13 protein-coding genes are annotated in these 15,766 nt (G+C 62.7%); 4 read left to right on the forward strand and 9 right to left on the reverse strand.

Annotated elements, in window-relative coordinates; translation table 11 throughout:
* Positions 1–87 precede the first annotated feature (87 nt).
* Positions 88–819: a carbonic anhydrase gene (locus ACZ5M5_RS00480; RefSeq protein WP_060739823.1), complete on the reverse strand. Its 732-nt coding sequence runs from the start codon at positions 817–819 to the stop codon at positions 88–90.
* 205 nt (positions 820–1,024) lie between these two features.
* On the reverse strand, positions 1,025–2,083 hold the full coding sequence (locus ACZ5M5_RS00485) for a PA0069 family radical SAM protein (protein ID WP_464738432.1): 1,059 nt from the start codon (positions 2,081–2,083) through the stop codon (positions 1,025–1,027).
* A 182-nt stretch (positions 2,084–2,265) separates the two neighbouring features.
* On the opposite strand from ACZ5M5_RS00485, the gene ACZ5M5_RS00490 reads away from it, so the two are divergent.
* Positions 2,266–2,946, forward strand: a complete 681-nt coding sequence (locus ACZ5M5_RS00490; protein WP_464738433.1) for a phosphatase domain-containing protein — start codon at positions 2,266–2,268, stop codon at positions 2,944–2,946.
* Here the strand turns inward: ACZ5M5_RS00490 and ACZ5M5_RS00495 are convergent.
* The 3 genes from ACZ5M5_RS00495 to prlC form a co-directional block, all read right to left on the reverse strand.
* Positions 2,888–4,939: a M3 family metallopeptidase gene (locus ACZ5M5_RS00495; protein WP_464738434.1), complete on the reverse strand. Its 2,052-nt coding sequence runs from the start codon at positions 4,937–4,939 to the stop codon at positions 2,888–2,890. The two genes, ACZ5M5_RS00490 and ACZ5M5_RS00495, sit on opposite strands and share 59 nt — an antisense overlap.
* 116 nt (positions 4,940–5,055) lie before the next feature.
* Positions 5,056–5,334 carry a YheV family putative zinc ribbon protein gene (locus tag ACZ5M5_RS00500; RefSeq protein WP_060739820.1) on the reverse strand — a complete coding sequence of 93 codons (279 nt, stop codon included), beginning with the start codon at positions 5,332–5,334 and terminating at the stop codon, positions 5,056–5,058.
* A complete protein-coding gene (prlC, locus tag ACZ5M5_RS00505) occupies positions 5,331–7,382 on the reverse strand; it encodes an oligopeptidase A (RefSeq protein WP_060743100.1) in 2,052 nt (683 codons plus the stop codon). The genes ACZ5M5_RS00500 and prlC overlap by 4 nt, the downstream gene beginning before the upstream one ends.
* Before the next feature lie 99 nt (positions 7,383–7,481).
* On the opposite strand from prlC, the gene ACZ5M5_RS00510 reads away from it, so the two are divergent.
* The gene (locus tag ACZ5M5_RS00510; RefSeq protein WP_060739819.1) at positions 7,482–8,027 is read left to right on the forward strand and encodes a gamma carbonic anhydrase family protein; all 546 of its coding nucleotides are present in this window, start codon (positions 7,482–7,484) and stop codon (positions 8,025–8,027) included.
* 80 nt (positions 8,028–8,107) lie between these two features.
* Entirely contained in the window at positions 8,108–8,758 is a 651-nt protein-coding gene (locus ACZ5M5_RS00515; protein WP_060739818.1) for an HAD family hydrolase, read from the forward strand.
* Positions 8,759–8,942: 184 nt separating this feature from the next.
* Here ACZ5M5_RS00515 and ACZ5M5_RS00520 read toward each other — a convergent pair whose 3' ends face one another.
* From ACZ5M5_RS00520 to aspA, 4 genes are all read right to left on the reverse strand, one after another.
* Positions 8,943–9,935: an AraC family transcriptional regulator gene (locus tag ACZ5M5_RS00520; protein ID WP_103308928.1), complete on the reverse strand. Its 993-nt coding sequence runs from the start codon at positions 9,933–9,935 to the stop codon at positions 8,943–8,945.
* A gap of 183 nt (positions 9,936–10,118) precedes the next feature.
* On the reverse strand, positions 10,119–11,123 hold the full coding sequence (locus ACZ5M5_RS00525; protein ID WP_464738435.1) for an asparaginase: 1,005 nt from the start codon (positions 11,121–11,123) through the stop codon (positions 10,119–10,121).
* A gap of 135 nt (positions 11,124–11,258) precedes the next feature.
* Positions 11,259–12,710, reverse strand: a complete 1,452-nt coding sequence (locus ACZ5M5_RS00530; protein ID WP_060739815.1) for an alanine/glycine:cation symporter family protein — start codon at positions 12,708–12,710, stop codon at positions 11,259–11,261.
* Between the two features lie 488 nt (positions 12,711–13,198).
* Complete coding sequence (gene aspA, locus ACZ5M5_RS00535) at positions 13,199–14,623, reverse strand: aspartate ammonia-lyase (protein ID WP_003196363.1); 1,425 nt, start codon at positions 14,621–14,623, stop codon at positions 13,199–13,201.
* Between the two features lie 180 nt (positions 14,624–14,803).
* On the opposite strand from aspA, the gene ACZ5M5_RS00540 reads away from it, so the two are divergent.
* On the forward strand, positions 14,804–15,721 hold the full coding sequence (locus tag ACZ5M5_RS00540; protein ID WP_060739814.1) for a LysR substrate-binding domain-containing protein: 918 nt from the start codon (positions 14,804–14,806) through the stop codon (positions 15,719–15,721).
* Positions 15,722–15,766 lie beyond the last annotated feature (45 nt).

Here is a 15,766-nt window from a genome sequence, read left to right on the forward strand (position 1 = left end):
CTCTCCCGAAGTTTTCTTCAGGCATGGCGAGGCCCTACCGCGCAAACAGCGGTAAGGCTTGAACCATGCAAGGATGATTAGGAGTGGTTAGAAGCGCGCTTTGGGCGTCGCCACCGGTATCGGATGGCTGCCATCGAGCGGCAGGAAACGTCCCTGGTCCGCATCAAAGGCTTTGATCTCGCTGGTCTCGATGTTGTACACCCAGCCATGGATGAACAACTGACCGCTGGCCATGCGCGACGCTACCGAGGGATGCGTTCGCAAATGCTGCAGCTGCGCGATCACGTTCTCTTCGGTGAGAATGGGCATGGTCTGTTTTTCGTCGCCGCACGGGCAGTTGTCATGGACCATGGTCTTGGCCACTTCGGCATGGCGCAGCCAGGCCTTGACCGTGGGCATTTTTTCCAGGGTGTCGGGGTTGAGCACGGCACGCATGGCGCCGCAGTCGGAATGGCCACAGACAATGATGTGTTGCACACCGAGGGCCAGCACGGCGTATTCGATGGCGGTGGAGACCCCGCCGTTCATCTGCCCGTAAGGCGGCACGACGTTGCCGACGTTACGGGTCACGAACAGGTCGCCGGGGGAACTATGGGTGATCAACTCGGGCACGATGCGCGAATCGGCGCAGGTGATGAACATCGCCCGGGGGGCTTGGGCGGTGGCGAGTTTCTTGAAGAGTTCTTCCTGTTGCGGAAAGATCTCGTGATGGAAATGCAAAAAGCCGTCAACAATATGCTGCAGCGCTGCATCGGCGGTTTCCGCCTCGGGTTGGGCTGAAGCCGACGCAGCCAACGGCTGTTTATCCTTGTCACTCATGATTCATCCTCTTTTGACGGTATGACGCCAGTGGCTGGTTAAAATACGTCCAGGTCGTAATCCCCGACCTGTCAGTCACTCGCTGAACAAGGTAGCGGCCGAAACTTAACTCAAACTGAAATCGAAGGCTCTAGGACAACGATTTCAGGGGTGGCGAAACGCTGGCGCAGTTCATGTCCAGTAGCCGTTCCAGGGTCAACTTTAATCAAATCAACGACATCTGTCGGCCCGGCGGACAGAAGGCATCGCAGTCAAGATTGTATCCGTCGCGGCGCTCCAGTCCCAGGCGCTTGAGTGCCTTGGCGAATCGCTGGGCCAGCAGGTCGGCGAACGGGCCTTCGCCGCGCATCCGCGCACCGAAGCGGCTGTCATACAGTTCGCCACCGCGGCTCTGGCGCACCAGGCTCAGCACGTGGGCGGCGCGTTGCGGGTAATGCGCCTGCAACCACTGCTCGAACAGCGGCGCGACTTCCAGCGGCAGGCGCAGCATGACGTAGGCGGCATTCTGCGCGCCAGCGGCGTGGGCTTCGGCCAGCAGGCTCTCGATCTCGCGGTCGTTGATCATCGGGATCATCGGGGCGCACAGCACTCCCACGGCAATCCCCGCCTCGCGCATGACCTTGATCGCCCGCAGCCGCGCCTTGGGCGCCGCCGCGCGGGGTTCGAGAATGCGCTTGAGTTCATCGTCCAGGGTGGTGAGGCTGATCATCACGTGCACCAGGCGTTGTTGCGCCAGCTCGGTCAGCAGGTCCAGGTCGCGCAGGATCAGCGAACCTTTGGTGACAATGGTCACCGGATGCCGATAACGCAGCAGCACCTCGAGAATCCGGCGGGTTATCCGTTGTTCGCGCTCGATAGGCTGATAAGGATCGGTGTTGGACCCCAGCGCGATCGGTGCGCATTGATAGCCGCGCCGGGACAATTGCTCTTCCAGCACATCGGCGGCATTGGTCTTGGCGATCAGCTTCGTTTCGAAATCAAGCCCCGGCGACAGGTCCCAATAGGCATGGCTGGGTCGTGCATAGCAGTAGATGCAGCCGTGCTCGCAGCCTCGGTACGGGTTGATCGAGCGGTCGAACGGGATATCGGACGAGGTGTTGCGGGTAATGATGGTCTTCGCCGTTTCGATGCGCACTTCGGTGCCCTGGGTCTGCGGGACTTCCTGATACCAGCCGTCATCTTCGGCCACCGAGCGACTCGGGGCGAAGCGGTTGTGCGGGTTGGTCGCGGTGCCGCGGCCGCGCGGTGGAAGGGGGGCTGGCATGGGAATACTCCGAAAGCTGTATGTGCATACAGTATTCGCTGTGTTCGATTAAGACCAGTGCCATTCAGCAGCTCAAATACCGGATCGGCGTTCACACGGCTTTGACGTTCTCCTCACAGGCTTTTAACCGCAGCGAGACGAGACTGAACCTCTCGTATTTCTTCATTTTCGGTCGTCCGTGCATGTTCAAGTTCTGCTCCCGTTCGTTGCTCTGCCTGGCCTTGCTCACCGGGCTGGCCGAGGTACCCGCTCAAGCGGCCGATTCCCCTGAGGCGAGGCCCGCTGAATGGGCGCAGCCGGTGGAAAAGGACTACAACCTCTACCAGATGTCACCGACGCTCTACCGCAGTTCCCTGCCGGACGGCGGGGCGGTGCCCTTGCTGACGAAGCTCAGGATCGGCACGGTCATCACCTTCCTGCCGGAGTCGGATAAGCGCTGGCTGTCCACCCCCGGCATCGAACAAGTGCAGTTGCCCTATCGCACCAATCACGTCGATGACAGCGACATACTCAGGGCCTTGCGCGCCGTCCAGGCGGCCGAAGCCAAGGGGCCGGTGCTGATGCACTGCAAGCACGGCTCGGACCGCACCGGGCTGGTGGCCGCCATGTACCGGGTGGTGGTCCAGGGCTGGAGCAAAGAAGACGCCCTGAATGAAATGACCGAAGGTGGCTTCGGTGACAGTCATCACTTCAAGGACGGGGTGCGCTACATGATGCAGGCCGATGTGGAAAAACTCCGCACGGCACTGGCGAACGGCGATTGCAGCACCAGCGTCTTTGCCCTTTGCTCCTTGGAAAGCTGGGTCAATTCAACGACGCCGGCGCAGCACCTCGACCCCCAGGTGGCGCTGCCGCAGCATTGATCGGCGGCGCGCCGGTAAAGGCGGCGATGGATTCGGACAACGGTCGCAAGTCGCCCGGGGCAAAAATGGTTTCGCGCAGTGCCCGCCCTGTTGCCGGGTTGAACAGCCCGTCCCGCTGGAATCGCTGGAACACGTTGGCGGCCAGTGCCTTCGACCAGGCATAGGCGTAGATCCGCGCGCCATAGCCGGTCACCAGGTAATCCAGGCCATTGGGCCAGCGCTCGTTCGCGGACACCGGCAAATGCCCCACCTGCGCACTGGCTTGATCGAACACCTGCTGGACGGTCCGCCCATCGCCGTGGGTGCGGTGCAGCTCCATATCGAATAACGCGTTGCGCAACAGCACGGCGGTTTCCCAACTGGCCTGGGTGGTGGCAAAGGTCAGCAGTTGACCGGCGACCTTGTCAGGCATCGTCGCCCCGGTTTGATAGTGCCTGGAGACACGCATCAGGCATTGCCTGGAGAAGCACCATTGCTCGAACAATACCCCGGCAAACTCGGCAGTATCGCGGGACAGGCCAGAGATGCCCGACAGGTCACGGTATTCGGCACGGGTCAGGACATGCTGCAGGCAATGGCCGAACTCATGGAAAAGAATCCGCAGTTGCAGATGATCGAGCAGGACCGGGTCCGCCCCTACGCCGCGCGGCAGCCAGCCATGCAGCGTCGCAATGGGGTGTCGCGGGCGTCCCTCGGCGGTGATGCGGCGGCTGCGCAGGGTGGTGGTATGGGGGTAACCGTCTCGGCTTGAATCCGCAAACGGATCGAAATAGAGGTAGCCGATGACCGCTCCCCATTCGCTGACTTCGAAAAGACGCACCTCCGGGTGCCAGGTCGCCACGTCGTGTCGCTCGGTGAAGCTCACCCCGAACAGCTCCGTCGCCATCAGCAGTAGCTGTGCGAAGGTGGATTCCAAGGGGAACCAGACGCTCAGCGCTTCCTTGGAAAGGCCCGCTGCCTGCTGGCGAAGTTGATTCGCCAGGTAGGGGTAGTCCCACGGCTGGAGTTCGTTGAAACCCTGTTGCGTGGCAAAGGCCTTGAGCTGGCGCGCGTCCCGCTCGAAAGCGCCGTGCTGTCGTTTGAGTTGGGCCCGCAGGAACGCCAGGACTTCTTCGGTCGACACGGCTTGCTCGGGCTCGATCGCCATTTGAGCGAAATCCCCATAGCCCAGGACGGTGGCGTAGCGATGACGGTCTTCCAACAACTGCCTGAGGATGTCGCTGTTGTCGAAATGGCCCGCCTGGGGGCCCTGATCCGATGCGCGTGTGCTGTAGGCCTCGTACATCTGCTGACGTAGGGCGCGGTTGTCGGCGTATTGAGTGACGACGCCAAACGATTCCTCGCTGAGCGTCAGCAACCATCCCGTGCGCCCGGCGTCGCGTGCCCGCTGGGCCATCTGCTGTTTGAAGCGCGACGGCAGGCCGCTCAGCGGGGCTTTATCGTCAAACGCTTTGCTCCAGGCCTGATTGGCCATGTGCAGGTTTTCCAGGAACAACCCCTGGAGCTCGTTGATGCGCAACTTCAACAGATTCAGGTCGGCCGACAGGTGTTCTGCCGATCTGTTCTGGTGAAACTGGCCGAGGATTTTCTTCAGGACCCGTTTGCGAGCCGGGGTGAAATGCTCGGCGATCTGGCTATCTGCCAAGCGCTGGTAAAGCGTGAACAGCGTGGGGTGTTGTTTGAGTTCAACCTGAAAGTCATGCAGCCGCTCAGTGCATTCCAGGGAAGCCTGCGCCCAGGCCGCCCCTGGCCTGGTCGTGGTCAGGAGATGCAGCAGGTAGCCGAAACTCTCCAGGCGCCCATGGATTTCGTCCATGGCCAGCACCAGGTCATCCCAGGTGGGAAAGGGGGTCTGGGTCTTGATGATGTCGGCCACTTGAGCGCGACTTTCCACCAGGATCCGGTCCAGGGCCGGGGAGAAATGCCGGGCCTGGATGTGGGCAAACGGGGGCAGGTCATAGGCCTGCAACAGCGGATTGTCAGCGTCGAGCATGGGAACCTTCCTGTCAGTCTGTACTGGCTGGACAGTCTGTAAAGGAAGGGCCCGGGCCCGGCGGTAAATATGTATCGCTTCCGGGCCGGGCGGCCCGGAAGGTGATGCCGCAGATGTCAGTCGGTCTTTTTCTTCAACTTGGGGTTGGGGAAAAACTGCACCGCCTGGACCTTGGCGTCCGGCACCTTGGGCGCCGGGGTGTTCACACGGGTGCCCAATTCCTTGGGCACCGACAGGCCTTGCTCGTTGAGCGTGTCGGCATAACCGCAGGCCACGCATTCGCGGTGCGGCACGCCGTCTTCGTTCCACATCATCAACTTGTCCGGCTCACTGCACGCCGGGCAGACCGCCCCGGCGATGAAGCGTCGTTTGGTAATCACAGGCCCTTCACTCATGCTGCCGCGTCCTCACTCAGGCCGCTATGGCGCAAGAGTGCGTCAATCGATGGCTCACGGCCACGGAAGTCGACGAACAGCACCATCGGTTCCTGGGAGCCGCCACGGGCCAGGATCGCCTCACGGAAGGCACGCCCGGTGTCGGCGTTGAGCACGCCGTCCTCTTCGAACTTGGAGAAGGCATCGGCCGACAGCACTTCCGCCCACTTGTAGCTGTAATAGCCCGCGGCGTACCCGCCGGCGAAGATGTGGGCGAAGCTGTTGGGGAAGCGGTTGTAGGCCGGTGGGCGCATGACCGACACCTCGTCGCGCACGCCTTCGAGCACTTGCAGCACGCTGCGGCCATCGCCGTGGGTGGCGTGCAGCTCGAAGTCGAACAGCGAGAACTCCAGCTGACGGACCATCATCAGGCCGGACTGGAAGTTTTTCGCCGCGAGCATTTTTTCCAGCAGGTCCTGGGGCAGTGGTTCGCCGGTTTCGTAGTGGCCGGAAATCAGCGCCAGGCCTTCGGGTTCCCAGCACCAGTTCTCCATGAACTGGCTCGGCAGTTCCACCGCATCCCAGGCCACGCCGTTGATGCCGGACACGCCAGCGTGTTCGACGCGGGTCAGCAGGTGGTGCAGGCCATGGCCGAACTCGTGGAACAGGGTGGTGACTTCATCGTGGGTCAGCAGCGCCGGCTTGCCGCTGTCGGCCGGGGTGAAGTTGCACACCAGGTTCGCGACGGGGCTTTGCAGGACGCCTTCGAAGGTGCGACGACGGTCGCGGGCACCGTCCATCCAGGCGCCGCCACGCTTGTTGGCGCGGGCATAGAGGTCGAAGAAGAAGCGGCCGACGTGCTGGCCGTTCTCCTTGATTTCGAACAGGCGCACGTCTGGGTGCCAGCTGTCGAAGCCTTTCAGTTCGGCGATCTCGATGCCATAGAGACGCTGGACGATGGCGAACAGGCCGCTCAGCACCTTGTCGATCGGGAAATAGGCGCGCAGGGCTTCCTGGGCCACGCTGTAACGCTGCTGGCGCAGTTTTTCACCGTAGAAGCCGCTGTCCCAGCTTTGCAGGTCGGGGCAGCCCTGTTCGGCGGCATAGGCCTTGAGCTGTTCCAGGTCCTGGGCGGCGAACGGCTTGCTGCGCTTGGCCAGGTCACGCAGGAAACTGAGGACCTGATCGCTGGACTCGGCCATCTTGGTCGCCAGGCTCAACTCGGCGAAGTTGGCGAAACCGAGCAATTGGGCCAGCTCCTGGCGCAGGTCGAGGATCTGTTCCATCACCGGGCCGTTGTCGTTCTGGCCGGCATTCGGGCCCTGGTCCGAGGCGCGGGTGCAGTAGGCGGCGTAGACCTCTTCGCGCAGGGCGCGGTCTTCGGCGTAGGTCATCACCGCGTAGTAGCTGGGGAATTCCAGGTTGATCAGCCAGCCGTCCAGCTCCTTGGCCTGGGCGGCCGCGGCCATTTGTGCCTTGGCCGAATCGGTCAGGCCGGCGAGGGCGGCTTCGTCAGTGACGTGCTTGGTCCAGGCCTGGGTCGCGTCCAGCAGTTGGTTGGAGAAGCGGCTGCCCAGCTCGGACAGTTTGCTCTGCACCTCGGCGTAGCGCTTCTGCTGCTCGGGCGGCAGGTCGATACCCGACAGGCGGAAATCACGAAGGGAATGTTCGAGGATGGTTTTCTGCGCCACGTCGAAGCCGGCGGCTTCCGGGCTGTTCGCCAAGGCTTCGAAGGCCTGGAACAGTTCGCGGTTCTGGCCCAGTTCGGTGGAGTAGGCACTCAGCGCCGGCAGGCAGGCCTCGTAGGCTTCGCGCAGTTCCGGGCTGTTGCGCACGGCGTTCAAATGACTGACCGGGCTCCAGGCGGCGCCCAGGCGATCATTGAGCTCGTCCATCGCCAAAACCAGGCCGGCCCAGGTAGGCTGCTGGACTTGGGTCTTGAGGATTTCGGCAATGGCCGCACGGTTATCAGCCAGGATCTGCTCGATGGCCGGTTGCACGTGCTCGGCACGGATCGCCGAGAATGGCGGCAGGTCATAGGGCTGCAAAAGAGGGTTGTTCACGCTCACGGTCGACACCTTGGCTGGAAGAAACATTGGCCCATCTTAATTACAATCGGCGCTCACCGCAGCTAGCAGCGCCTATCACCGGATAAGAGAGAGCCTATCGTGACCCTTCGCACGTACCAGAACCACAGCCCGCGGCTAGCCCGTGGCGCTTTTGTCGACAGCACCGCGGTGGTGATCGGCGACGTCGAAATCGGCGAAGACAGCTCCGTCTGGCCGCTGACGGTCATTCGCGGCGACATGCACCGCATCCGTATCGGTGCGCGTACCAGCGTCCAGGATGGTTGTGTGCTGCACATCACCCACGCCGGGCCCTTCAATCCGGATGGCTTCCCGTTGCTGATCGGTGACGACGTGACCATTGCCCACAAAGTCATGCTCCATGGTTGTTCGGTGGGCAGCCGGATCCTGATCGGCATGGGCAGCATCGTCATGGACGGCGCGGTGGTGGAAGATGACGTGATCATCGGCGCCGGCAGCCTGGTACCGCCGGGCAAGCGCCTGGAAAGCGGCTTTTTGTACGTGGGCAGCCCGGTGAAACAGGTCCGGCCGCTGACAGACAAGGAACGCGCGTTTTTCACCTACAGCGCGGCGAACTACGTGAAGCTCAAGGACCTGCATCTGGCCGAAGGTTACGACCAGGCCTGATGGGGTCGCCTGCCATCCCCTCATTCATCGTGGCGAGGGAGCTTGCTCCCGCTTGTCAGTGATATTCCCCAGGAACTGCCATGCATTACCAAACCGTACTCTTCGACCTCGACGGCACCCTCACCGACCCGCGCGAGGGCATCACCCGTTCGATCCAGTTCGCCCTGAGCAAATTGGGCATCGACGAGCCCGACCTCACCCGCCTCGAGCACTTCATCGGCCCGCCGCTGTTGCAGGCCTTCATGCAGTTCTATGACTTCGACGAAGCGAAGGCCTGGGAGGCGGTGAATTTCTATCGTGAGCGGTTCAAGGTCACCGGCCTTTATGAGAACCGTGTCTTCGACGGCGTGATGCCGCTGCTGGAAACCTTGGGCGGCCAAGGGCGCCAGTTGTACATCGCCACGTCCAAACCCTGGGTCTTCGCCCGGGAAATCGCCCGCCACTTCGACTTCGCCCGGCATTTCAAGGTGATCTACGGCAGCGAACTGGACGGCACCCGTACCAACAAGGTCGAGCTGATCGCCCACCTGCTGGCCGAAGAAGGCCTCGACCCGGCCAGCACCCTGATGATCGGCGACCGCAAACACGACCTGATCGGTGCCCACAGCAATGGCCTGGATGCGGCAGCGGTCGGGTATGGGTTTGGCAGCCACGAAGAACTCAGCACCGAGCGCCCGGCGTATCACTTCCAGACGGTGGAAGCGTTGCATCAGGCGTTTTTGCGGCGCTGACCGGGTCGCCATCGCGAGCAAGCTCGCTCCCACAGAGGATTGCCAGTGTTCACAAATGTTGCGAGCAGCCCCAACCCCTGTGGGAGCGAGCTTGCTCGCGATGGCGTCAGCACAGACACCCCCGGCCTCAAGGTGTAGCCGTGTCCCGGTCCAAACGGGGCTCGCTGTATACGAACGCGCTGATTCAGGCCCTGAACTGGCTGGGTGCCACGCCGCTCCAGCGCACGAAGGCATGGCGGAAGCTGGCGGTTTCGCTGAAGCCCAGTCGTTCGGCGATTCGATAGATCGGCAATTGGTCCTCGCAGAGCATCTGCTTGGCCCGCTCGAAGCGCAGTTCGTCCAGCAGCTCCTGGTAGCTGCAGCCCAGGTCCTTGAGGTGGCGGCGCAAGGTGCGCGCCGAGCAATTCATCTGTTCGGCCAGGCCTTCCAGGCCGGGGGCGGCGTCCAGTTGGGCGTCGAGCAATTGGCGGATCCGTCCCAGCCAGGCTTGGCGTCCGGTGAATTCGGTGTTCTGCCGGCGACAGCGTTCGGCCATGGCGTGATGGGTGATGGGGTCGGCCAGGGGCAAGGGTTGCTCGAGCCAGTGACGGTCGAAGGCGAAAGCGTTATCGATGCTGTCGAAGCGCACCGGGCAGTCGAAGAGCGCGGTGTAGCGCGCCTGGTAATCGGGCGCCGGGTGTTCGAAGCGTGCGGCGTGCAACGGCAGTGCATGGCCGAGGAGGTCATTGCAGATCACCTTCAGCGAAACCATGCAGAACTCGGCATTGAACACCGCCAGGGCCGGGTTCTCCCGATAATCGCTGGCGCTGAACCAGATGTGCTCGCCATCGTCGTCTAGATTCAGCTCGTAGAGTGTTCCCAACAGCGCCGGATAGCGCAGTGCCAGGCGCAAAGCGTCACCTAAGGTGGCACTGGTGAGCAGGGCATAGCCGAGCATGCCGTAGGACGAAACGTGCATGCGCAGGCCCAATTCCAGGCCGATGTCGCGCTTGAGGGCCACGGCGTTGGCGCAGACCTGCATCTCCTGGTTGGTGGTGATGCGCGTATCGGCCCGGCTCAGGTCCGCCGCGCTGATGCCGCTGCCGGCCAACAAGGCATCACTGGGCAAGCCTTCGCTTTTAAAGGTGCTCAGTACCAGCGAGACGGCGTTGAGGGTGGTGAGGTGGGAATGAAGCATGTCCGTTTCCAGCCAGGGGAAGCTGGAAACGGAGCAAGTTATATGCCGGATGAAAATAGGAAGCTCAATACAATACCCAATGTGGGAGCGAGCTTGCTCGCGATGGCGGTGTGTCAGTCGCCGCTGAAGTCGACTGTCAGCCCGCTATCGCGAGCAAGCTCGCTCCCACAGGGATTGCCGGTGTCAGATAAGCTCGCCACACAGATCCAGCTCTACCAGCCGCCGAACCTCTTCCACCGGCAGGCCGGCGCCAATCAGCGCCTGTAACTTGCCGAGCGCGGCCTCGCGGGTCATGCCGCCGCCGGATAGCACGCCGACACCGCGCAAGCGGCTACCGGCTTCATACACATCCAGCTCGACGCCACCTTCGTGGCATTGGGTCACCGCCACGACCACCACGCCGCTGTCCCGCGCCCGCTCGAGGCTGGCGAGGAAGGCCGGGTTGTCGCTCGGCCCGGTGCCGCTGCCGTAGCATTCCAGCACCAGGCCCTGGATACCGCTGCCCAGCAGGCCATCGAGGATCTGCGCACTGATGCCGGGAAACAGCGGCAGCGCCGCGATGTTCGCCAGTTGCTTGGGCTGGTTGTAGTTCAACTGCGTTGGCAGGGTCGGCGCCGGGGTGCCGCCGCCCTGGCGTTCCAGGCGCTTGAACGGATGACGACCGAAGCTGCGCACCTTCGCGCAACGGGTCGGCGCCAGCAGCTCACCGTGGAAGTACAAGTGCACGCCTGGCGCCAGGCCCTGGCCGAGGGCGACCAGGGCGCCGCTGAGGTTTTCCCAGGCGTCGCTGTCGGTCACGCCGGCGGGCAGCATCGAGCCGGTGAAGCAGACCCGCGCATGCAGGCCCAGCAGTTGGAAGCTCATCGCTGCGGCGCTGTAGGCCAGGGTGTCGGTGCCGTGCAGGATCAGTACGCTGTCGCAGCCCTGCACGTCCACGGCATCGACCACCGCTTCGCGCAGTTGCTGCCAATAGGCCGGGGTCATGTTGGCGCTGTCGATCAACGGCGACATTTCCCGGAAGCGCCATTGCGGCACGACGAGTTCGGGTTGGCTGTGCAGGTAATCGCGCATCCGCGCTTCGAAACCGGATGCCGGGGCCAGGCCGTGGGCACTGGCATGCATGCCGATGGTGCCGCCGGTGTAGAGCACCATGACGTGCTGGGCGGCAGGGTAGGTCGAGGGGTTCATGGTTGTTCTCCGAGGACGAAAACGGCAGCGTTACTTCGCTGCCACAACATAAGGCCGAGCATGACGCCGACCTTAGGTTGTGTCACGCCGGACGCAGGGGATGCGTCCGGTTTTTTCCAGGCAGCTTGTTACCGATCAGCGTTGCGCTGCGGTCACGCCAGCCGAAGCGGCGTCAGGCTGGGCAACGGGCGCCGATGGGTTGGCAGGCCAGGCCTTGCGGTCCAGATCCAGGTCCGGGAACTTGCTGGAGTCGAACACCGGAACCTTGATGCCGGCCGAACGCTGGTCATCGTAGTCGCGCAGGATGCGCATGCCGACCTTGAACAGCAGGAACAGCGCGATCAGGTTCACGAACGCCAGCAGGGTCATGGTGATGTCGGCGAAAGCGAACACGGTGCCGAGGTTTTCGATGGCGCCCCAGAAAATCAGGGCCAGGACCAGCGCGCGGTAGCCCATCAGGGCCTTGCGATTGTCACCGATCATGAAACGCAGGTTGTTCTCGCCCAGGTAGTAGTTGTAGAGGATCGAGGTGAACACGAACAACGACAGGGCCACGGAGATGAATATCCGGCCCCAGTCACCCACGACGGCCGCCAGGGAGTTCTGGGTCAGGGCAATGCCGTCGCCTTCGAAGCCCGGGGTGTAGAAGCCCGACAGCAGGATCAGCAACGCGGTGCAGGTGCAGATCACGAAGGTGTCCAGGAACACGCTGAACGCCTGGACTACGCCCTGGGCGACCGGGTGCTCGACCGACGCGACGGCGGCGACGTTAGGCGCACTGCCCAGGCCGGCTTCGTTGGCGAACACGCCACGCTTGACGCCCATGACGATGGCGCTGCCGATCAGGCCGCCGAAGGCCTGGTCCAGACCGAAGGCGCTCTTGACGATAGTCACCAGCATGCCCGGTACATGTTCGAACTGCAGCACGATCACGTAGAGGGTCACGGCGATGTACGCCAGGGTCTTGACCGGTACCAGCAGGTCGGCAACCTTGGCGATGCGCTTGATTCCGCCGATGAACACCAGGCCCAGCAGCACCGCCAGGCCAAGGCCGGTGTAGGTGGTGTCGAAGCCGAAAGCGTTGTTCAGGGAGTGGGTCACTGCGTGGGCTTGCAGGCCGTTGAAGGCGAAGCCGAAGGTGACCAGCAGCAGGAACGCCATGATCATGCCCAACCAGCGTTTCTGCAGGCCGTGCTGGATGTAATAGGACGGGCCGCCACGGTACTGGCCTTCGGAGTCGCAGCGCTTGTAGAGCTGGCCGAGGGAGCACTCGAAGAAGCTGCTGGACATACCGACCAGGGCGGTTACCCACATCCAGAACACCGCACCAGGCCCACCGAGGGTCACGGCGATGCCGACACCGGCGATGTTGCCCGCGCCGACACGACCGGCCAGGCTGAGCATCAGAGCCTGGAAGGAACTGAGCTGGTCGGTGCTGCTTTTCAGGCTGTCACGGAACACCGTGAACATGTGGAAGAAGTGACGGAACTGGACGAAACGCGAGCGGATCGTGAAGTAGCCACCGAGCCCGACAATGAGCACGATCAGCACTTTCCCTGATAGGAAGTCGTTGATGACTTCGAGCATGAGTATTCCTCGCTGTTTTTTGTTTAAGCAAATGCTGGCCATTTGGAAATATCGCGTTACATCGGTCGGCGCGCGGCCCGACAGGTGAGGCGAAGTTTCGTCCCGGTCCATTTTCGCGGGTTTGTTATTAGTTCGGTTTTCGCATGTTTAAGGGTCTCGTTGCGGACGACCGCTCATGCGAAGAGGGGCGGCACTATACCTATCAGTGCGGTGCCCGTCTGCACAGTTGTGGTGCGTCCGACGAAGCGGACCCTTTGAAACACCTGGCCTTACGGTCAGGTTCTTGTGGGGGCGAGCCTGCTCGCGTTGGCTGGCGACACGGTTTACAACGGGCAGCGCGTCGTCGTTTATCGCGAGCAGGTTCCTTCCCACAGGTTCGGTCATCCCTGGCTGCTATCCATTAAAAAAAGGGCTTGGGGAAGATCCCCAAGCCCTCAAAAGGTGAGAGGTGTCTAGTCCCTCGACCTGGTGAGCGGTGGCCGTGTCGATCACGCTTTGAGCGGGACCAGACGCGGAGCAATCATGTTTTCCGGGCGCAGGATGTCGTCGAGCATGGCGTCGTCGAGCAAGCCTTCTTCGCGCACCAGTTCCAGCACGCCGCGGCCACTTTCCAGGGCAACACGGGCGATGCGGGTGGCGTTTTCATAGCCGATGTACGGGTTCAGGGCGGTGACCAGGCCGATCGAGTGCTCGACCAGTTCACGGCAGCGCGCTTCGTTGGCGGTGATGCCGACGATGCAGTGTTCGCGCAGCATGTCCATGGCCCGTTGCAGCAGGCGGATCGAGTCGAAGATCTTGAAGGCGATCAGCGGCTCCATCACGTTCAGTTGCAGTTGGCCGCCTTCGGCCGCGATGGTCAGGGCCAGGTCGTTGCCGATGATTTGGAATGCCACTTGGTTGACCGCTTCCGGGATCACCGGGTTGACCTTGCCGGGCATGATCGAGCTGCCTGGCTGGCGGGCCGGCAGGTTGATTTCGTTGATGCCGGTGCGTGGGCCGCTGGACAGCAGGCGCAGGTCGTTGCAGATCTTCGACAGCTTGACCGCGGTGCGCTTGAGCATGCCGGAGAACAGCACGAAGGCGCCCATGTCGGAGGTGGCTTCGATCAGGTCGGCGGCCGGAACCAACGGCTGGCCGCTGATGGTCGCCAGGCGCTGCACGGCCAGGGCCTGGTAGCGCGGATCGGCGTTGATACCGGTGCCGATGGCGGTGCCACCCAGGTTCACTTCGGTGAGCAGTTCAGGCGCCAGGGTTTTCAGGCGTGCCAGGTCTTCGCTCAGGGTGGTGGCGAAGGCGCGGAATTCCTGGCCGAGGGTCATCGGCACGGCATCCTGCAGCTGGGTGCGGCCCATTTTCAGGACGTGGCTGAATTCTTCGCCCTTGGCGGCGAACGCCTGGATCAGGCTGTCGAGGCTGGCCAGCAACGCGTCGTGACCCAGCAGCAGACCCAGGCGGATCGCGGTCGGGTAGGCGTCGTTGGTGGACTGCGCCATGTTCACGTCGTTGTTGGGGTGCAGGTACTGGTACTCGCCTTTCTGGTGGCCCATGGCCTCCAGCGCGATGTTGGCGATGACTTCGTTGGCATTCATGTTGGTCGACGTGCCGGCGCCGCCCTGGATCATGTCCACCACGAATTCTTCGTGGAAGTCGCCGCGGATCAATCGTGCACAGGCTTCGCTGATGGCGGCGTGCTTGGCTTCGCTGAGCTGCCCCAGTTCGCGGTTGGCGTCAGCGGCGGCCTGTTTGACCATTGCCAGACCGACCACCAGCTTGGGGTAATGCGAGATCGGGACACCGGAGAGACGGAAGTTGTTTACCGCTCGTAGGGTCTGGATGCCGTAATACGCTTGCGCTGGTACTTCGAGTACGCCAAGCAGGTCTTTTTCTGTGCGGAATGATGCAGCGGAGGACATGACGGAAATCATCTCGATAAGGACCCGGTCTGAGCCGGAACGCTGTGGATCCTAGGCTCTGGGAAAAAATAGGGCCAATGCTGTTAAACACTGGCCTATGCATATTCGGCATAATGCCGGTGTGACGCCGACGGTGCGGCGAACGTGTGACCTGTTTTGGTGCGTGTAGGGGAGGACGTGATGAATCTTGAAAGCAAATGGCTCGAGGACTTCAGTGCCCTGGCCGCGACCCGCAGTTTCTCCCAGGCGGCCGAGCGGCGTTTCGTGACGCAACCGGCATTCAGCCGGCGAATTCGCAGCCTTGAGGCTGCGCTGGGGCTGACCCTGGTCAACCGTTCCCGTACGCCCGTCGAGCTTACGGCGGCGGGGCAGTTGTTCCTGGTGACGGCACGTACCGTGGTGGAGCAATTGGGCGAAGTGCTGCGCCATTTGCATCACCTGGAAGGCGGGCAGGGCGAAGTCATCCAAGTGGCCGCCGCCCACTCCTTGGCGCTGGGCTTCTTCCCCCGTTGGATCGCGCAACTGCGCAACGAAGGGATGAACATCGCCACGCGGCTGGTGGCGACCAACGTCGGCGACGCTGTCCACGCCCTGCGTGAAGGTGGCTGCGATTTGATGCTGGCCTTTTACGATCCGGATTCGGCCATGCAGATGGACCCGGAGATCTTCCCGTCGCTGCACCTGGGCCAGACCGAAATGCTCCCGGTGTGCGCCGCCGATGCCAACGGCAACCCGCTGTTCGACCTTGAAGGCGAGGCCAGCGTGCCGCTGCTGGCCTACAGCGCCGGGGCGTTCCTCGGGCGCTCGGTCAACCAGTTGTTGCGCCAGCGGGCGCTGCGATTCACCACGATCTACGAAACGGCCATGGCCGACAGCCTGAAAAGCATGGCCCTGGAAGGCCTGGGCATCGCCTGGGTACCGCACCTGAGCGTACGCGCCGAACTGGCCCGGGGCGAACTGGTGATCTGCGGTGGCACGCAATGGCACGTGCCCCTGGAGATCCGCCTGTACCGCTGCGCCCTGGTGCGCAAGGCCAATGTGCGGTTGCTGTGGCGCAAGCTCGAAGGCGGCGCGGCGCAGGGCGCCATCGGATCCTGAAAACAACGCGGACCCCCTTGTGGGAGCGAGCTTGCTCGCGATGAC

This window comes from Pseudomonas sp. Van50 (genome assembly GCF_055390755.1).